Below are 17,917 nucleotides of genomic sequence, written 5' to 3' on the forward strand. Positions count from 1 at the left end.
GACGGGGCCGGTTCGTACCAAGATCTTGCGGAGGGCGATGGTGGTCAGCCCTTGATGGCGCCGATCAGGACGCCCTTGATGAAGTGGCGTTGGATGAACGGGTAGACGGCGACGATCGGGGCGACGGTGAGGACGACCACCGCCATCTTGATCGACTCGGTGGGCGGCATGGTGACTCCGCTGGTGCCGCCCGAGGTGTGCGGCGCCTGCCCGGCGAGCAGATAACTCTGTAGCACCCGCTGGATCGGGTACATGTCGTTGCGGTCGATGAAGAGCAGTGCGTCGAACCAGACGTTCCAGTAGGTGACCGCGTAGAAGAGGCCGACGACGGCGATGACCGCCCGGGACAGCGGCAGGACGATACGGGCCAGGGTGAGGAAGTCGTTGGCGCCGTCCATCCGGGCGCTGTCGAGCAGCTCCTGTGGCACGCCCTGGAAGAAGCCGCGGACGACGACCAGGTTGAAGACGCTGATCGCGGGCGGCAGGATCAGCGCCCAGATGGTGTCCTTGAGGCCCAGCCCGGTCACGACCAGGTATTTGGGCACCAGCGGCGGGTAGATCAGGAACGGCAGCAGGAAGTACGCGAGCAGCCAGCGGTAGCCGAGGGAGCGGGGCCGGGAGAGCCCGTACGCGGCGAGGACGGTCACGGTCAGCGCGATGGCGGTGCCGATGACGGTGACCAGGGTGCTGATCCAGAGCGCCCGGGTGACCGCGCCACCGGCGAAGATGGTCTCGTAGGCGGAGGTGTCGATGCCCTTGGGAATGACCACCAGCCCGCCGGCGGCGGCGATCGTCTCCCGGGAGGAGAGGCTGGTCACCAGGATCACCCAGAGTGGAAAGAGCACGCTGAGCACGAGCAGGCCGAGCAGGACGGCCTTGCCGGCCTGGCCGACCGGGGTGGGCCGCTCCTCCCACACCGGTCGGCGGGTACGCGGCCGTGGTGGCTTCCGGGCGATGGTGGCGGTCATGATCGTGAGTAGATCCCTCGTTCGCCGAGCATGTGGGCGACCTTGTTGGCGGCCAGGATCAGGCAGAGCCCGACAGCGGCCTTGAAGAGGCCGGCCGCGGCGCCGTAGCCGTAGTTCCCGGTGGCGATGGAGAAGTGGTAGACGAAGGTGTCGAGCACCTCGGACGCCTGCCGGCCGACGGCGTCCCGTTGCAGCAGGAACTGCTCGAAGCCGACCGAGAGCGCGTCGCCGAGGCGCAGGATGAGCAGCAGCACGATCACCGGGCGCAGGCCCGGCAGGGTGATGTGCCACAGTCGCCGCCACCGGCCGGCGCCGTCGGCCGCCGCCGCCTCGTAGAGGTTCTGGTCGATGGTGGAGAGCGCGGCCAGGAAGACGATGGTGCCCCAGCCGACGTCCTTCCACACCGCCTCGGCGGTGACCAGGATGATGAAGGTGTCCGGGTTGGTCATGATGTTCCACGGTTCCATCCCGGCCTCGCGCATGGTCTGCGCCAGCAGGCCGGCGCCGCCGAGCATCGCGACGAAGAAGCTGACCACCAGCACCCAGCTGAAGAAGTGCGGCAGGTAGACGACGGTCTGGATGAAGCCGCGCAGCCGGCTGGAGAGCAGGTTGTGCAGCATGATCGCCAGCATGATCGGCAGCGGGAAGAAGAAGACGAGCTGGAACGCGGTGATCGCCAGGGTGTTGCGGAAGGCGTCCCAGAACGCCGGGTCCTCGAAGAGGAGCTGGAACTGGCCGAACCCGATCCAGTCGCTGTGCAGGAACGCCTCCAGTGGATTGCTCCCGAGGTACGGGTTGTAGTCCTGGAAGGCGATGACGTTGCCGACTATCGGCACGTAGCTGAAGACCAGCAGGATCACGAAGCCGGGCGCGACCATGGCCAGCAGTTGCCAATCACGGCGCAGCCGGGTGCGCAGCGGCACCCGGCGGCGACCGGTGCGGGTGGCCCGGGTCAGGCGGGTCGCTGCCGGCGGGGTCGGCCCGTCGGGCCGGGCCTGGTCGGGCCCGGCCTCGACGGGTGCGTGACGGGTGTTCATCAGCCAGCCTTGGGCAGCGATTCGGCGAGCAGCCGCCGCGCCTCCTCACCGCCGCTGGCCTTCCACTCCTGCACGATGGCGTCGATGTCGGAGAGCGGCCGGCGACCCCGCAGCACGTCGGTGATCTTGTCTTCGGTGGGCACCTGGTTGGCCTTGTAGGCGGCCGGCATCTCCAGCTTCACCCCGTCCCACGGGTCCTTCTCCAGGTACCGCACCATGTCGTTGGAGTACGCCAGCATGTCCGGCACGAAGGTGGGGGTGTCCGGGAACGGCCCGATGGTGGGGTTCCGGCCGCTGATGAAGAAGTACTGGTTGGCCATCTCCTTGAACGCCAGGTCGGTCTTGGTCGGCCCGTTCGGCGTCGGGGTGTGGTGCTTGCCCTCGACCCCGTAGTCGCGCAGCTGCGCCTCCTGGCTGCCCAGCGGGGCGGAGCACCAGTTGATCACGCGCAGCAACTCCTCGACGCGCTCCTTGCCGACACCCTTCCTGATGAAGGTGTACGAGATCGGCTCGTCGTCGCCCCAGACGAGGGGGTCACCGCCGGTCGCGGAGAAGATCGGCACCGGTTGGATGTTCAGCTTCGGGTTGACCTTCTGGTGTTCGGCCTGGGCCCCCTGCCACATGCCGAGGCCGGCCCGGGTGAACAGGGTCGCCCCGTTCTTGGCGAACAGCTGGACGCTGTCCGCGCCCTTGCTGGCCACGATGTCCGGGTGGACCAGGCCGTCCTGGTAGATCCTGGCCATCACCTCCAGCGCCTGGCGGAACTCCGGGGTCTCGTACTTGAACTCCGGCGTCCCGTCGGCCGCCAGCCGCCAGCCGCCCTTGGAGCCGGGTACCTTGTGATACATCTGGATCATGGCGAAGATGTCGTCGAACGCCCACACCTTCTTGGCCGGGTCGGTGACCTGCTTGGCGATGGCCAGCAGCTCGTCGAGCGACGTCGGCACGGCCAGGCCGTAGGCGTCCAGCAGGTCCTTGCGGGTGAACAGGGCCCAGGGGAACGGGCCGTCGGTCGGGTTGGGCACCGCCGCCAGCCGCCCGTTCCAGATCGCGTTGCGCCAGGCCCCGGTGGGGAAGCTCGCCAGCATCGGGTACGGGTTGACCGCGTCGCCCTTGAGGTGGTCGGTCAGGTCCTCGAAGAGCACCCCGATCGCCTCGGCGAAACGCGGGATCTTCTCCACCTCCCAGCCCGGCACGCAGAGCAACTCGGGGACGTCCCGGGCGCCGAGCATGGCGTTGAGCTTGTCGGCGTAGGTCATGCCGTCCTGGATGGTGAAGTTGACCGGCGTGCCCAGCTCCGCGTTGACCGCCTGGAGGTAGGCGCTCTGACCGATCCCGGGCGGGGCCGGGCCCCACGCCGGGGTCATCGCGGTGATCTCCTTGCCGCTCGTGCCGGGCTTCTCGGTGATCGCGTCGACGAGCGTGGCCGGGTATCTGGTGTATCCGTCCGGCACCGGCCGGGTGCCGATGACGTCGGGCGTGATGCTCTGCCCGAGGTCCTTCTGGGTCGGCAGCAGGTGGGCGAAGGCGTCCAGGTTCTGGGCGGTGCCGGTGCCGGCCGGCTTCTCGGAGCAGCCGGCGAGCAGGGGGCCGCCCGCGACGGCTGCCGCGCCGAGTCCCACGAGGCCGAGGAAGTTGCGGCGCGAGGCTCTCGCACCGGGTATCTGATGTGTCATCGGTCTCCCTTCGAGAAGGGCTGGGTCGCGCCAACGGGCGCGCTAGGAGTGAGGTTCGTCGGGATATTAAACAAACTAATGGACGGTCGTGGGCCCCACAAGAGGGCCGAGGGACGGCAGCATCGGGGGTGACCATCGAGGAGGCTCGACACAGGACGCTTTGTCGCGTCCCGCGGAGCTGTCCGGGTGCCGAGCACGATTTCCGCGTCTGGTGCGTCTAGGGCTCACCGGACGGCAGTGCAGTAGAGACCGCCGGCAGGTCACGCCCGGGGCACCTGGGCGCGACCTGCCGGCGGGTTTCAGCGGGGCAGCGGGGCCCGTCGGGTGGCGGGCCGCCGGGTGAGGGCGAAGCCGACCACGCCGGCCACCGCGGCGAGCATGCCACCGGCCGTGGTCCAGATCCAGCGGGAACCCGCCTCGGGCAGCCAGCCGGTGAGGTCGAGGTTCCACCCGCCGTCGTCCTGGTCGGCCGGGGCGGCCGTCGGCGCCGCGTCCAGCACCGTGCCGGCGTTGGCCGGCGGCACCAGCGGAGCCGCCAGCCTGCCGTCCTCGGGCGAGGTGCCGGCGTCGCCGGCCGTGGAGATCAGCAGGTCCACGTCGATCGGCAGGCCGAGGTCGGTCTCGGGCACGTCGACCACGGACAGGCGGACGTAGTACGTGCCGGGCAGCGGGTCGGCGGACCACGGCTCGGCCCAGGGCCGGACCCGCCGCAGGGTGCAGCCGATGGCCACGGTGGTCGCCGAGGCGTCGGCGGCCGGCGTCTGCGCGCCCGCCGTGCAGGCCTGCCGGCGGCGCAGCCCGTCGAAGACCTCGACCGTCCAGGTCGACCGGCCGTCGCTGCGGTTCTTGGCGAGCGAGACCGTCGCGCTGATCTCGTGGATCTCGCCCGCCGAGGCCGGGAACGACCAGTAGAGGTATTCACCGGTCGACGCGCCGACCCGGACCGGCTGGCCGGCCGCGACCGGGGTGGCGCTCAGGAACGAGGTGCCGGCCTTGGTCACGGTGGTGGCGCCGGGGGAAGGGGTGGGGGTGGGCGCGGCCAGCGCCGTGGCCGGGGCCAGGGCGATGCCGGCGGCCAGCAGTGCGGCCACGGTTGCCGAACGGGTACGCATCCTCAGTTCTCCCTCCAGGTGGCCACCCACCAGCGGGTGAGCAGGCCGGTGACGAGCCCGGTGAGCAGGCCGGCCAGGGTCAGCAGGAGCAGCAGCACCCAGCCCCGACCCAGGTCCGGCCCGTCCGGGGCGGGGGACGCGGCGACCACGTCGACGGTCAACTCGACCGGCATGCCGGGGTTCTTCGCGGTGCCCGCCTGGGGCGAGAACATGTTGCTGACCACCAGGCACACGGTGGTGATTTCCGGCGTCGGGGTGGCCTGCGGCGTCGCCTCGGCCTCCTCGGCCGCTGCCTCGTCGACGTCCTCGCTGGCCGACCAGCGCAGGCCGGCCGAGATCACGTCGGTGCGTCCGCTGCCCGCGTCCACGCCGCGGACCAGCTCCCGACCATCCGCGGCGGTGGCCCGCAGCAGTACGCCGTAGTCGGGGTTGATCGGGCGGTCGAGCGCCACGCTGACCGAGGCACGCAGCTCCTGGTCCGGCCGGACCGGCACCCGGTACCAGCGGTGCTCCGAGAAGGTCTCCCGGTCGGTGTAGACGCCGGGAGCCAGCAGCGGCGCACCCGCGCAGTCGTCCGTCCCGTCGACCTTCGCCGGGGTGGTGGCGTACGTGTCGCGGGCCCGGTCCACCAGCTGCTTGAGTCGGTCGGTGAGGTCCTCGGCGCTGTTCGCGGCGGTGTACGTGCCGCCGGTGGCGGCGGCGATGCAGAGCAGTTGGCGGCGTACCTTCTCGTCGGGGGCCAGACCGAGGGTGTCCACCACCAGCGTGGTGCCCTGGGCCGCCAGTTCCCGGGCGACCTGGCACGGGTCCGGCGGAGCACAGGTGTCCTCGCCGTCAGTGATCAGCACGATCCGGCGGGCGGTGGTGCCGGTGCCCAGGTCCTTGGCGGCCTCCCGCAGGGCCAACCCGACCGGGGTGAATCCGGTCGGGCGCAGCGTGGCCACGGCCGCCTTGGCCTTGGCCCGGTCCACCGGGCCGACCGGCACGATCTGCTGGGTGTCCAGGCAGCCCTGCTGCTTGTCCTTGCCCTGGTAGGTGGCGCCGAGCACCCGGATGCCCAGCTGGGTCTCGTCGGGCAGGGCGTCCACCACCTCGCCGAACGCCTGCTGCGCCACCGAGATCCGGCTGCGCCCGTCGATGTCGGTGGCCCGCATCGAGCCGCTGACGTCCAGCACCAGCTGGACGCGGGGCGGTTCGGGGATGGGTTCTGCCCTGTCGTCGTCGGCGAATGCCGGCACCGGGCCGGCCAGCGTGGTCGCCGCCAGCAGCCCGAGCAGGGCGGCTGACGACCATCTCTTGTTGATCACCGGGCGGAGTGTAGCGACGTCCATTGAGGACGGACACTCCGGTCACCCGGCTGCGCCGGCCGCCCCCGGCGTCACGGCTTCCAGGAGCCGGCGGTCTCGAAGAGGTGCCGGTACTCCAGGACACCCTTGGTGTTGGCGACGTCGAAGACGACCGTGCCGGCCCGCTTGCTGCCGGCCCGCAGGTTGTTGCCCGAGCCGAGCGGATCCCCGCAGCCGGAGAGCGCGCCGATCAGCCCGTTGACCGTGGTGCCGTCGTCGGCCACCCACTCGAAGTAGAACGGGTTGATCGATCCGGTGCCCTTGGTCACCGTGGCCGTCACGTCGGCGATCAGGTAGCGACCCTTCTGCGGCTTGGGCGCGAACGAACTACAGCCCTCGTTGACGGTACGGAACTTCGCCACGGTGATCTCGACCGTGCCGTCGCTGTCGGTCAGGACCAGGGTGTCTCCCGGTCGCATGTTGAAGGTCTCGCCCTCCCGGGCCGGCGGGGGCGAAGCGGGCTCGGCGGGCGGGCTGCTCGGCGCCGGCGCCGCACGGGTGACCTCCGGAGTGGGCAGCGCCTCGGACGCCTGCTCGGCGGCCCGGTTCGCGCCGGCGATGAGTGCGACCACGCCGCCGGCGCAGCAGAGCAGCGCCAGCACGGCCACCACGAGCACCACGATCAGGATGGTCTTGTTGCTCTTGCCGCCGCCCGGGACCGGCTGGGGCGCACCGAGCGGATATCCGGGCCCGCCGGGCGGGTAGGTGCCACCCGGTGGGTACCCGCCCGGCGGCGGGTACGGGCCGCTCGGCGGGTACGGGCCGGCCGCCTGATAGGGGGTGCCCGGTGGATATGGCGCACCCGAGGTGGGCGGCTGCGGCGCGCCGGAGACCGGCGTCCAGGGCTGACCGGGCGACGCCGGCTGTGGCGCGCCGGAGACGGGCGGCTGGGCGGCGTCCGGGGGTTGCGGTGCGGCCCAGGGGCTGGCGGGGGCGGGCGGCTGCGGCGCGTCCCACGTGCCGTCCGGTGCCGCCGCCCCGGGCGTCGGCCCGACCGGGGGCAGCGGGGCCCAGGGGTCGCTCGGCGGTTGCTCGGGGTTCGGCCGGTAGGGGTCCTGCGGCCCGTCTGGGGGCTGGGGGTGGCTCACCGTACTCCTCGGGCACCTGATCGCAGACGCGGACGGCCTGACGCTACCGCGTGCCCGCAACCCCGCGCGGCGGCCGGCTCAGCGGGGCGCCAGCGTGGCGGCGGTGCGGACCAGATCCGCCTCCACCGCGAACCGGCCGGTGATCGTCGCAGGCGGGTGAGCGACCGGGGCGGCGTCGATCCGGACCGGCGCGATCCGGGCGGTGAAGGTTCCCGCGTCGGGGTCGAGGACCACCAGCGCGTCGTGGAAGTCCAGCCAGGTGCCGACGAGCGGGTGCCAGATCTTGTACACGGTCTCCTTGGCGCTGAACAGCACCGCCGGCCAGGAGACGCCCGAGGGCAGCCGGATGCACCGGTCCTCCTCCTCCGGCAGACAGATCAGGCGGCGTACCCCGGGGCTCAGCTCCTTGTGCCGCTCGGCGTCCATGCCGATCGACCGGAGTTCGGTGCTGCGGGCGACGGCGGCGGCGCAGTAGCCGCGGGTGTGCGTGATGGTGCCGACCAGCCCCGCCGGCCAGACCGGCGACCGGTCGGCGGCGGCGGGTACGGCGACCGGCGGCAGACCCAGCGCCGCCATGGCGCGGCGGGCGCACGACCGGCCCGCCGCGAAATCACGCCGCCGGCTCTCCACCGCGCGGTCGCCGAGGCAGGCCGCCTCCGCGGCGTGCAGCTGACCGGCCCAGTCGCCCGGATCGGCCACCGCCACTGCGACGGTCGGCGGCAGCAGGTCACGCATTCTCGGCCTCGAAGGGGTGCGTTCGGCGGTTCGCTCTCGTAGCGTGGATCGACGACGGCCGGTCCGGGCGCGTGCGGTTAACGCGGCGAGTCGCGGTGGCCATGGTTGGTCAACGTACCGCAACCGTGTAACACGGGGTGGCGTACCGGAGGCTGTCTGGTCCGGCACGGCGGTGACGCGTGGTCGACGGCGGGTGCCCATCCGCCGTCCAGGGTGAGGCGGAAGGGAGCGCGATGACGGGTGTTGCGGATCGCTCGGGTGTCATGGTGGCCGGGGTCGGCGAAAACGCGCCGGCGGCCGGGTCGGGCGAACATGCCCCGCTGATCCCCGACTGGACGTGTGGCACCTGTGGCGCGGAGTGGCCGTGTGAGCCGAAGCGCGATCGACTCCTGGCCGAGTACGGCGAGGACCGGGCGATGCTCAGCGTCTACCTGGGCAGCTGTCTGGCCGCCGCCGTCGAGGACCTGCACGCTCCCGGAGCGACCTCGTTGCGGGACCGGTTCTTCGGCTGGCTGCCCCGTCGGCCGAAGCAGGGGTGAACGCGGGCCGGCGCCGATCAGCGGGCCCGCAGGGTGCCCAAGTCTTCATTATGTGAACATCCGGATCTATGCCCCGTCCATGCCTTGTTAAGGGGCAAACCGCTTGGTCGGCTCGATATGGGGCCAAACAGCGGTTTTTCCCCGGTCCAGTGTGGGCAGAGGTCCGGCGGCGGCCGGTGTCGATTTCGGACGCGGCCGACCATCCGCGGCCGGCGCAGCGCAGCGTCGGCAGATGATCACGCAGTGGCGACCCAACCTGTGGATCATCACCTTGATCGGCGTTCGTCGGAAATCTGACCCGCGCCGCCCCGTTGTGCCGCTGGTCATGGGTGGTTAAGCTTTTGATGCGCGCCCCAATCGCCCGCTTCCCCCGTGGCAGGCGATCGGGGCGCGTCCTAATTTTCCCGGGAAGGGCCCGTCCGCCGAAGCGGACGGGCCCTTCGCCATGGTCAGATCCAGCGTCCGTCCAACCACATCCGTGCCGACCATTCGGCGTAGGGCAGGACCTGGCCCACGAAGATCGGATAGAAGTACGCGAAACAGAGGACGACGAGTACGACGTACGCCCCCGCGATCACCCCACCGACCAGCCGGCGGTCCCGGCTGGCCTCGTCGTCCTCCCCGCCCACGGGCCGGAAGCCGCCCGGCCCTGCGGGCGAGGCGATCGCACCGAGCACGTAGACCACGGCCAGCACCAGGAACGGCAGGGCGGGAGCGGTGTAGAAGGAGAACATCGTCCGGCCGTCCAGGGCGAACCAGAACCAGGGCAGCAGCCCCGCGCCCGCGCCGAGCAGGATCGCGGTGGCCCGCCAGTCACGCCGGGCCAGGCCGAGCCAGATCAGCGCCACCAGCGCGGGCAGGAACGACCACCACAACAGCGGCGTGCCGAGCAGCAGCACCTCGGAGGCGCAACTCGGCGCCCCGCAGTCACCGTCGGGGGACCAGTGGAAGGCCACCGGCCGCCCCAGCAGCAGCCACTGCCACGGCCACGACTGGTACTTGTGCGGATCGTCGAGCTGGTTGTGGAAGCCCAGCGCGGCGAGGTGGTACTCCTTCAGGTTCCACAGCGCGCCGAGCACCGGTATGTCGCTGAGCCCCGAGCCCGGGTACCGCTCGGCGAGCCGGTAGTAACCGTCCCGGCCGAACAGCCAGCCCGACCAGGTCGCCAGGTAGGTGACCGCCATCAGCACACCGGAGAGCACCATCCAGGGCACCCCGTCGAGCAGGGTTCCCCACCAGGGCCGGCGCACCCCCGCCGAGCGGCGGGCACCCTGGTCCCAGAAAAGCATCAGCAGCGCGAAGACCGGAACGAAGAACAGCGCGCTCCACTTCACCGCGAAGGCGCAGCCCAGCAGCACCCCGGTCGCCAAACGCCACCAGGGCCAGTTCCGCCAGCCACCCGGCGGCCGGCCGGCGCGTCCCCGGGCGGTGGGGTCCAGGCCCGCCTCCAGGGCGCGGGCCCAGCGCTGCCGCGTGGTGTCCCGGTCGAGCACCAGCGCGCCGAACGCGGCCAGCACGAAGAAGAGCAGGAAGATGTCGAGCAGCGCGGTGCGGGACAGCACCAGGTGGAAGCCGTCGACCGCGAGCAGCAGGCCGGCGGCGCAGCCGAGCACCGTCGAGCGGAACATCCGGCGGCCGATCCGGACCAGCAGCAGCACCGACAGGGTGCCGATGAGCGCCGCCGAGAAGCGCCAGGCGAACTCGGGCGAGGTGGTCCAGAGGTGCCCGGGCACCGAGATGCCGTGCTCGGCATCGGAGTAGCCGAAGGCCCACTCGCCGAAGCCGATCAACCACTTGCCCAGCGGCGGGTGGACCACGTACGACGGCCCGTCGTCCTTGTAGTTCCACTCCGCGCCCTTGGTGACCAGACCCCAGGCGTCCCGGGCGTAGTAGATCTCGTCGAAGATCTTGCCGGGCGGGTGGCTGAGATTGGCGAACCGGAGGACCGCCGCGATCGCCACCACCACCGCCGTGGCCAGCCACGAACGGCCGTCCAGCCGGTTTTCGACGGTGGCCAGGCGCCGGCGGACCGTCGCCCGCACACCACCGTCCGCCGGGTCGGTGGAGCCGATCCCGGTCACTGAAATCTCCGGCTGCGGTCGGTCCGCGTCCGCGCTCTGTGCTGTCGACGCACTCGTCACCCGGCGATCGTAGGCTGCGGAGGGGACCGGTGGCGTCCGTCGTCCCCGATTCCGGTACGGCCGTCAATGAAGGAGAACGCATCCGTGGGTGAGATGTCCGAATCGGGTCGCCTGATTCTGCTCGGCGCGCCGCTCGGCAACCCCGCCGACGCCTCCACCCGGCTCCGCGAGGTGCTCGCCACCGCCGACGTGGTCGCCGCCGAGGACACCCGGCGACTGAGCCGGCTGGCCCGCGACCTCGACGTGACCATCCCGGGGCGGATCGTCTCCTACTTCGAGGGCAACGAGGAGCGGCGTACCCCGGAGCTGGTCGACGTGCTCGCCGACGGGCACCTCGTCGCCCTGGTCACCGACGGCGGCATGCCCAGCGTCTCCGACCCCGGCTACCGGCTGGTCCGGGCAGCCCTGGACGCCGGAGTCCCGGTCACCGCCGCACCCGGGCCCAGCGCCGTCACCACCGCGCTGGCGCTCTCCGGGCTGCCCTGCGACCGGTTCTGCTTCGAGGGGTTCCTGCCGCGCGGCCCGGGTGCCCGCCGCGCCCGACTGCGCACGCTGGCCACCGAGGAGCGGACGCTGGTCCTCTTCGAGGCGCCGCACCGGGTCGCCGCCGCACTGGCCGATTTGGCCGCCGCCTTCGGCGCCGACCGGCCCGCCGCGCTCTGCCGGGAGCTGACCAAGACCTACGAGGAGGTGCTGCGCCGCCCGCTCGGCGAGCTGGCCCGGTGGGCCGCCGAGGGTGATCCGCGCGGCGAGATCACCCTCGTGGTGGCCGGCGCCCCGGCGACGCCCGCGACCCGCCCCGACGACGACGAGCTGCGCGCCGCGGTGGCCGAGCGGGAGGCCGCCGGCCAGACCCGCCGCGACGCCATCACCGAGGTCGCGACCGCCTTCGCCCTGCGCCGGCGTGATGTCTACGCCGTCGTGCACATGGTGTAAGGAAGGGCCCCTTATTAACGCCTGCGGTAGAGGAAGGGCCCCCTCTTAACACCCGAGCCCGGTTCACCAGGCGCTGGCGAGGAAACCGAGGGTGATCACCAGCGGGCCGGCGAGCGCGGCGGTGACGGCCCAGCGTCGGGAGCGCCGGTCGGGCAGCCGGGTCGCGCCGGTGCACCGGACGATGCCCCACCCGCAGCCGAGCACCGCCAGCAGGCCGAGCAGCCAGCGAAGATGGGTGCCGGGCCCGCGGTCGGCGTACGCGGTGTCGTCGTCCGGGCCGGTCATCCGGGCCGGCAGGGTCGCGCCGGCCGCCGCCCGATGCTCGGGCACCCCGCTGACCCGTACGCCATGGGCCCGGAACTTCTCGTTCGCCGCGGTGAAGATGCCCCGGCACCGCTGGGCCAGCCCGTCGCCGGTGCAGTCGGTCACGACCACGGTGCCCGAGGTGGCATGCCCGACCGCGAGCCAGAACGGGCCGGCGCTGACCCAGGCGAAGAAGGCCGCCGCCAGGCTCAGCCCCAACAGCGCGGGCAGCCCCCGCAGCGGATCCGGTGGATGGCGGGTCCGCTCCCGGCGACGCCGGGCCGGCCAGCCCCGACGCCACCACCGGCTGCCGTCGCCGGGTTCCTCGGGGCGCACCGGCGTGCCGTCCCAGTGCACCTCCTCGATGGGCGCCCAGAACGTGTCGTCGTCCGGCGTACCTCCGTCGGAGGGTTGACCCCGGCGGGCCCGGCGGCCGGCGGACCGCACGGGGACCCGGCGCGGCACCGCGTCGACCGGCGCGCCGGTGGTCGGTTCCAGCTCGCCGGCGGCGGGGCCGTCGTCGGGATCGGCCGGCGGTTCGGCCGCCGGCACCGCCCGGGGCTGCGGTGCCACGGCATGGGTACGCGACGGCGCGGCCGGTTCCGGCCGGATGTCGGTGGGGAGGCCGTCCTCGTGGTCGTGGGCGGCTCGGCTGCCAGTCACGCGCTTCATTGGACACCGGTAGATGTTCCAGGACAGGCAGCTCAGACAGCGTGTCGGCGACAAATCGGACAAACGGACGGGCCGGTCAGGCCGCTCCGCCGAGCCCGGACCCCCTATTGGTTCGCAGTGACGCCGGGCGGGTCACTAGGCTTGCTGGGCATGAGTCACGTTCTCGCGGCAGTCGCCTGGCCGTACGCCAACGGCCCGCGCCACATCGGCCATGTTTCCGGTTTCGGCGTACCCTCCGACGTCTTCGCCCGGTACATGCGGATGGCCGGACACGACGTGCTCATGGTCTCCGGCACCGACGAGCACGGCACCCCGATCCAGGTGCAGGCCGACGCCGAGGGGCTGACGCCGCGTGAGCTGGCCGACCGGTACAACCGGGTGATCGTGGAGGACCTGCACGGCCTCGGCCTCTCCTACGACCTGTTCACCCGCACCACCAGCCGCAACCACTACGCCGTGGTGCAGGAGCTGTTCGAGGGGATGTACCGCAACGGCTACATCGTGCCCAAGACCACCATGGGCGCGATCTCGCCGTCGACCGGCCGGACGCTGCCCGACCGCTACATCGAGGGCACCTGCCCGATCTGCGGCTACGACAGCGCCCGCGGCGACCAGTGCGACAACTGCGGCAACCAGCTCGACCCGATCGACCTGATCAACCCCCGGTCGAAGATCAACGGGGAGACGCCGAAGTTCGTCGAGACCGAGCACTTCTTCCTCGACCTGCCCGCCCTGGCCGACATCCTGCGGCAGTGGCTGGACACCCGCGAGGGCTGGCGACCCAACGTGCTGCGGTTCTCCCGCAACCTGCTCGACGACCTCCAGCCCCGGGCCATCACCCGGGACCTGGAGTGGGGCGTGCCGATCCCGCTCGACGGCTGGCGCGAGCGCACCGACAAGCGGATCTACGTCTGGTTCGACGCGGTGATCGGCTACCTCTCCGCCTCGATCGAGTGGGCCCGCCGCACCGGCGACCCCGAGGCATGGCGGAAGTGGTGGTCCGCCGACGCCGAAGGCAAGGACGCCCAGTCCTACTACTTCATGGGCAAGGACAACATCGTCTTCCACTCGGTGATCTGGCCCGCGCTGCTCGCCGGCTATTCCGGCGAGGGCAGCCGGGACGGCGAGCCCGGCGAACTCGGGCGGCTCAACCTGCCCACCGAGGTGGTCTCCAGCGAGTTCCTGACCATGGAGGGACGCAAGTTCTCCTCCTCCCGGCGGGTGGTCATCTACGTCCGGGACTTCCTGGAACGGTACGACGCCGACGCGCTGCGCTACTTCATCGCGGTGGCCGGCCCGGAGAGCAACGACACCGACTTCACCTGGGCCGAGTTCCTCCGCCGCAACAACGACGAACTCGTCGCCGGCTGGGGCAACCTGGTCAACCGGTCGATCTCGATGGCGGCGAAGAACTTCGGCGAGATCCCGGCGGTCGACCCGGACGGGCTGACCGAGGCCGACGAGACGCTGCTCGCGGTGAGCCGGGCCGGCTTCACCACGGTCGGCGACCTGATCGGCCGGCACCGGCAGAAGCAGGCCATCGGTGAGGCGATGAGGGTGGTCGCCGAGGCCAACAGGTACCTCTCCGACCAGGCGCCGTGGAAGCTCAAGGCGGCCGAGGAGAAGCCCCGGATGGGCACCATCCTGCACGTCGCCCTCCAGGTGGTCAGCGACGCCAACACGCTGCTCACCCCGTTCCTGCCGCACTCCGCGCAGCAGGTGCACGAGCTGCTCGGCGGCACCGGGGTGCACGCCCCGATGCCGGTCATCGAGCAGGTCGACGACCTCGACGGCGGGCCCGCGTACCCGGTGTTGACCGGGGACTACACGCAGGGCGCGCGCTGGGAGTCCGTACCCCTTCAGGTGGGCCGGCCGCTCGCGGCGCCCAAGCCGGTGTTCCGCAAGCTCGACCCGTCGATCGTCGACGAGGAACTGGCCCGGCTCGGCGACTGACCGCGGGCACCGGACGGGCGCGACCCCCCGGGGGTCGCGCCCGTCGCGCTGGCCGGCGTCGGTGCCTTCGGGCTGCTGCCACTGTCCGCGCTGCCGCTGGCCGCACGGGTCAGGCCCGCGTCGGTGTGGCCCGCGTGAATCAGGCCGCGCCGGTCAGGCCCGCGCCATCGACGGCGCCCCGACGAACTCCATGATCGCCTCGTTGACCTGGTCGGCGTTGGTCCACGGGGTGCCGTGCGGTGCGCCCTTCAGGGTGACCAGCCGGCTGTCCGAGAGCATCGACTGCAACCGCTGCCCGGTCTTCGGGTACGGCAACACGTTGTCCTTGTCACCCTGCACGATCAGCACCGGCACGTCGATCCGCGACACGTCGGCCCGGAAATCGGTGCCCCAGGCGTCCACGCAGTCGTGCGTGCCCTTCGCCGAGGCCCGCGCGCCGATTTCCCAGTGCGCCCGGTACGCCTCGTCGCTGACCAGCTTGCCGCGGTTCTCGTCGTAGTTGAAGAAGTTGTTGCAGAACTGGGTGAGGTAGGTGAACCGGTCGGCGGTGATGGCCTGCTTGAACCCCTCGAAGAGGCTCGGGTCGACCCCCTCCGGGTTGTCCGGCGCCTGCTTCAGGTACGGCGCCAGCGGCGCCAGCAGCACGGCCCGGTCCACCCGATCCGAGCCGTACGCGCCCAGGTAGCGGGTCACCTCGCCGGTGCCCATCGAGTGGCCGACCAGGATCACGTTACGCAGATCCAGTTCGGTCATCAGCACGTCGAGGTCGGCGGCGAAGGTGTCGTAGTCGTACCCGAACGTCGGCTGCGCCGAGTTGCCGAAACCGCGCCGGTCGTACGTGATCACCCGGTATCCGGCATCGAGCAGCGGTCCGGTCTGCTTCTCCCAGGTCGCCCCGTTGAACGGGAACCCGTGGATCAGCACGATCGGCTGGCCGGAGCCGTGGTCCTCGTAGTACAGGTCGATGGGCGCGGAGTTCTCCGTGCCGACGGTGATGAAGGGCATCGCATCCTCCTGTCCAGGGTGGGAGATCGAGCCTTCCCTGCCGTAGGCGCGTTATTCCTCGCCGCCCTCCGGCCCCCCACCCCGCCTCCGGGCCCCTGCCCCGCCTCCGCCCACGACTCCGACATGGGGCATCACAGCACGTACGGGTGGTCCACCACGTGGTCGTCGGTGACCTCGTTGCCCGGGGCCCACGCCTCGTAGACGCCCCGTTCGTGGCACTGTGCCCCGACGGCGGCCACCGCGTCCGGGTTCGGATGGCGCAACCGCAACCGCAGCCAACCCGCCTCCTCCCGGAGCACCAGGCAGGGCACCCCGCGCCAGGCGGCCAGGCGCACCCGGCGGGCCACCGCGTCGACCGGGTACCGGGCGGCCCGGGTCAGCGCCAGCACCCGGAAACCGCCGGGCAGATCGGCCACCGCCTCGTACTCGCCGCCCGCGTACGCGCCGACCAGCCGGGTGGACCGCGGCGCGTCGCCGGTCGGCACGTACTCCTGGTCCGGCGACAACCCCGGCACCGCGGCGAGCAGGTGCCGCCACTGCGGACCGACCATCCGCAGCCAGCCCCGCTGCTCGGCCTGGTAGGCGTAGAGCACCACCTCCAATCCCTCCGCCGGGTAGGCCAGCAGGGTGGCGTTGGCCGGCATCGGCAGGTCGGCGAAGTCGCGGGTGACGAACTCGGGAAGCAGATGGTGGCTGCTCGGCGTGAACCCGGTGCCCAGCACCGCCGGCCCCAACCGGTCGCGGGCGCCCAACGCGGTCAGCCCCCGGTACGACGCACCGGACGGCACGTCGTAGTCGCCCGGGTCAGCGGCGCGCCACCGCAGCGCGTACGTCACCTCCACCCCCTCCCGAGCGCCGCCGCTGCCGTCGGTGCGGAGCACGGTGGTGGCCGTCGGGGTGCGCAGGTGCGCCACGTCGTGCTCGCGGTAGCAGAACCCGTGCGGCAGCCAGCCCCGCACGTAGCCGGCGAGTTGCCGAGCGGAGAGGATCTTCATCATGCGCGTGCCACGCCGTACGGTCGCCGAGGCGCGTACCGCCGTGACCAGCGGATCGTCCGCCGCGTTGGGTTGCTGGCCGAGCCGGTGCACCTCCGCCCAACCCCGTTCACGGTGCAGTGGCACCAGCAGCGGCGCCTCCGGCTCCTCGGCCGACCCGGTCGTCCCGTGCACGGCGCTGACCTCGGTGACATGCACGAACCGTCGCCACGGCAGGGCCGAGTTCTGCCGGGGCGCCCACTCGAACCCGGCCACCTCGTCCGCGCTGAACAGCTCGAAGGCCGAGCCCCGGGCAAGCTCCTCCGCCGGATAGACCGCGCCTCCGTACGCCACGCGCAGACCGGTCCGCTCCTGGGCGGAGCCGTCGGCCCGAGGGGTGATGCTCACGGTGTCACCTCACCTCACCTCGTTCCACGTGTTCATCCGGCGACCGTAGGTGCGTCCGACGTAGTCGAGGTGAACTGCGGGTGGCGGCAGGGTGGACCGGCGGCCTGTGTGATGCTGTCGACTGATGAGCGAATCAACCGAAACCCGCAGCCAGCGCGCATCCCGCCGGGCCGGTGAGTTCCCGCCCGCCCCCGAACCACTGCCCCGCCCGGTGCTGGACAGCCATACTCACCTGGACATCACCGTCAGCGAGGTCGGCGTACCGGGCGGAAGCGCCGCCGCCGAACCGGTCGCCGCGGCGATCGAGGTCGCCGCCGCCGTCGGCGTCGACCGGCTGGTGCAGGTCGGCGTCGACGTGGAGTCCTCCCGCTGGGGTGTCGAGGTGGCCGAGAAACATCCGGCGGTGCTGGCCACGGTGGCGTTGCACCCCAACGAGGCGCCCCGGCTGGCCGATCTCGACGCCGCGTTGCGCGAGATCGAGGCCCTGGCCGCGCGGGACCGGGTGCGCGGCGTCGGCGAGACCGGCATGGACTTCTACCGCACCGGCGAGCAGGGCCGCGCCGCGCAGGAGGAGAGCTTCCGCGCTCACATCGCCATCGCCAAGCGGTACGGCAAGACCCTGGTCATCCACGACCGGGACGCGCACGCCGACGTGCTGCGCATCCTGGACGACGAGGGCGCACCGGAGACGGTGGTGATGCACTGCTTCTCCGGCGACGTCGGGTTCGCCGCCGAGTGTGTCCGCCGGGGATACCTGCTCAGCTTCGCCGGCACCGTCACCTTCGCCAGCGCCGGGGCGCTGCGCGAGGCCGCCGCGCTGACCCCGCTCGACCAGATCCTGGTCGAGACCGACGCGCCGTACCTCACCCCGGTGCCGCACCGGGGCCGCCCCAACGCGTCGTACCTCATCCCGCTGACCGTGCGGGCCCTGGCCGCCACCACCGGCACCGACCTCGACACCCTCTGCGCCGCCATCTCCGCCACCGGCGACCGCGCCTTCGGCCCCTGGCACTGACCCCCACCG

15 protein-coding genes are annotated in these 17,917 nt (G+C 71.9%); 4 read left to right on the forward strand and 11 right to left on the reverse strand.

The genetic code is table 11. The features are described 5' to 3' along the window. Positions 1–44: 44 nt before the first annotated feature. The 7 genes from ACQPYA_RS04435 to ACQPYA_RS04465 all read right to left on the reverse strand — a co-directional run bounded on the left by ACQPYA_RS04435 (position 45) and on the right by ACQPYA_RS04465 (position 7,962). Entirely contained in the window at positions 45–968 is a 924-nt protein-coding gene (locus tag ACQPYA_RS04435) for a carbohydrate ABC transporter permease (protein WP_433531365.1), read from the reverse strand. Beyond that, positions 965–2,005: an ABC transporter permease gene (locus ACQPYA_RS04440; protein WP_433531366.1), complete on the reverse strand. Its 1,041-nt coding sequence runs from the start codon at positions 2,003–2,005 to the stop codon at positions 965–967. Before ACQPYA_RS04440 ends, ACQPYA_RS04435 begins: the two co-directional genes overlap by 4 nt. Beyond that, positions 2,005–3,681 carry an extracellular solute-binding protein gene (locus tag ACQPYA_RS04445; protein ID WP_433531367.1) on the reverse strand — a complete coding sequence of 559 codons (1,677 nt, stop codon included), beginning with the start codon at positions 3,679–3,681 and terminating at the stop codon, positions 2,005–2,007. Before ACQPYA_RS04445 ends, ACQPYA_RS04440 begins: the two co-directional genes overlap by 1 nt. 299 nt (positions 3,682–3,980) lie before the next feature. After that, on the reverse strand, positions 3,981–4,793 hold the full coding sequence (locus ACQPYA_RS04450) for a peptidase (RefSeq protein ID WP_433531368.1): 813 nt from the start codon (positions 4,791–4,793) through the stop codon (positions 3,981–3,983). A 2-nt stretch (positions 4,794–4,795) separates the two neighbouring features. Then, positions 4,796–6,100, reverse strand: a complete 1,305-nt coding sequence (locus ACQPYA_RS04455; protein ID WP_433531369.1) for a VWA domain-containing protein — start codon at positions 6,098–6,100, stop codon at positions 4,796–4,798. Between the two features lie 71 nt (positions 6,101–6,171). Further along, entirely contained in the window at positions 6,172–7,227 is a 1,056-nt protein-coding gene (locus ACQPYA_RS04460; protein WP_433531370.1) for a hypothetical protein, read from the reverse strand. A gap of 78 nt (positions 7,228–7,305) precedes the next feature. Next, positions 7,306–7,962, reverse strand: a complete 657-nt coding sequence (locus ACQPYA_RS04465; protein WP_433531371.1) for a 4'-phosphopantetheinyl transferase family protein — start codon at positions 7,960–7,962, stop codon at positions 7,306–7,308. Positions 7,963–8,195: 233 nt separating this feature from the next. Between ACQPYA_RS04465 and ACQPYA_RS04470 the strand changes: the two genes are divergently transcribed. Then, complete coding sequence (locus tag ACQPYA_RS04470; RefSeq protein WP_433531372.1) at positions 8,196–8,501, forward strand: hypothetical protein; 306 nt, start codon at positions 8,196–8,198, stop codon at positions 8,499–8,501. A 449-nt stretch (positions 8,502–8,950) separates the two neighbouring features. Here ACQPYA_RS04470 and ACQPYA_RS04475 read toward each other — a convergent pair whose 3' ends face one another. Then, positions 8,951–10,642, reverse strand: a complete 1,692-nt coding sequence (locus ACQPYA_RS04475; protein WP_433531373.1) for a dolichyl-phosphate-mannose--protein mannosyltransferase — start codon at positions 10,640–10,642, stop codon at positions 8,951–8,953. Positions 10,643–10,708: 66 nt separating this feature from the next. Between ACQPYA_RS04475 and rsmI the strand changes: the two genes are divergently transcribed. Further along, a complete protein-coding gene (gene rsmI / locus ACQPYA_RS04480; RefSeq protein ID WP_433531374.1) occupies positions 10,709–11,578 on the forward strand; it encodes a 16S rRNA (cytidine(1402)-2'-O)-methyltransferase in 870 nt (289 codons plus the stop codon). A 63-nt stretch (positions 11,579–11,641) separates the two neighbouring features. Here rsmI and ACQPYA_RS04485 read toward each other — a convergent pair whose 3' ends face one another. After that, positions 11,642–12,553 (reverse strand): hypothetical protein, encoded by a 912-nt coding sequence (locus ACQPYA_RS04485; protein ID WP_433531375.1) that lies wholly within the window; start codon positions 12,551–12,553, stop codon positions 11,642–11,644. A gap of 150 nt (positions 12,554–12,703) precedes the next feature. On the opposite strand from ACQPYA_RS04485, the gene metG reads away from it, so the two are divergent. Next, positions 12,704–14,506, forward strand: a complete 1,803-nt coding sequence (gene metG, locus ACQPYA_RS04490; RefSeq protein ID WP_433531376.1) for a methionine--tRNA ligase — start codon at positions 12,704–12,706, stop codon at positions 14,504–14,506. 153 nt (positions 14,507–14,659) lie between these two features. Here metG and ACQPYA_RS04495 read toward each other — a convergent pair whose 3' ends face one another. Both ACQPYA_RS04495 and ACQPYA_RS04500 read right to left on the reverse strand, forming a co-directional pair. After that, a complete protein-coding gene (locus ACQPYA_RS04495; RefSeq protein ID WP_433531377.1) occupies positions 14,660–15,511 on the reverse strand; it encodes an alpha/beta fold hydrolase in 852 nt (283 codons plus the stop codon). A 131-nt stretch (positions 15,512–15,642) separates the two neighbouring features. Next, positions 15,643–16,893, reverse strand: coding sequence for a hypothetical protein (locus ACQPYA_RS04500; RefSeq protein WP_433531378.1), 1,251 nt, complete (start codon positions 16,891–16,893; stop codon positions 15,643–15,645). A 124-nt stretch (positions 16,894–17,017) separates the two neighbouring features. On the opposite strand from ACQPYA_RS04500, the gene ACQPYA_RS04505 reads away from it, so the two are divergent. Beyond that, positions 17,018–17,908: a TatD family hydrolase gene (locus ACQPYA_RS04505; RefSeq protein ID WP_433531379.1), complete on the forward strand. Its 891-nt coding sequence runs from the start codon at positions 17,018–17,020 to the stop codon at positions 17,906–17,908. Positions 17,909–17,917: the final 9 nt, after the last annotated feature.

This window comes from Micromonospora sp. CA-263727, from assembly GCF_050942455.1.
In the GTDB taxonomy this organism is placed as follows: Bacteria; Actinomycetota; Actinomycetes; order Mycobacteriales; family Micromonosporaceae; genus Micromonospora.

Coding starts and splice junctions, on each gene's coding strand:
- ACQPYA_RS04435 (WP_433531365.1), bottom strand. CDS start 968: ATGACCGCCACCATCGCCCGGAAGCCACCACGGCCGCGTACCCGCCGA.
- ACQPYA_RS04440 (WP_433531366.1), bottom strand. CDS start 2,005: ATGAACACCCGTCACGCACCCGTCGAGGCCGGGCCCGACCAGGCCCGG.
- ACQPYA_RS04445 (WP_433531367.1), bottom strand. CDS start 3,681: ATGACACATCAGATACCCGGTGCGAGAGCCTCGCGCCGCAACTTCCTC.
- ACQPYA_RS04450 (WP_433531368.1), bottom strand. CDS start 4,793: ATGCGTACCCGTTCGGCAACCGTGGCCGCACTGCTGGCCGCCGGCATC.
- ACQPYA_RS04465 (WP_433531371.1), bottom strand. CDS start 7,962: ATGCGTGACCTGCTGCCGCCGACCGTCGCAGTGGCGGTGGCCGATCCG.
- ACQPYA_RS04470 (WP_433531372.1), top strand. CDS start 8,196: ATGACGGGTGTTGCGGATCGCTCGGGTGTCATGGTGGCCGGGGTCGGC.
- rsmI (WP_433531374.1), top strand. CDS start 10,709: ATGAAGGAGAACGCATCCGTGGGTGAGATGTCCGAATCGGGTCGCCTG.
- ACQPYA_RS04485 (WP_433531375.1), bottom strand. CDS start 12,553: ATGAAGCGCGTGACTGGCAGCCGAGCCGCCCACGACCACGAGGACGGC.
- metG (WP_433531376.1), top strand. CDS start 12,704: ATGAGTCACGTTCTCGCGGCAGTCGCCTGGCCGTACGCCAACGGCCCG.
- ACQPYA_RS04495 (WP_433531377.1), bottom strand. CDS start 15,511: ATGCCCTTCATCACCGTCGGCACGGAGAACTCCGCGCCCATCGACCTG.
- ACQPYA_RS04505 (WP_433531379.1), top strand. CDS start 17,018: ATGAGCGAATCAACCGAAACCCGCAGCCAGCGCGCATCCCGCCGGGCC.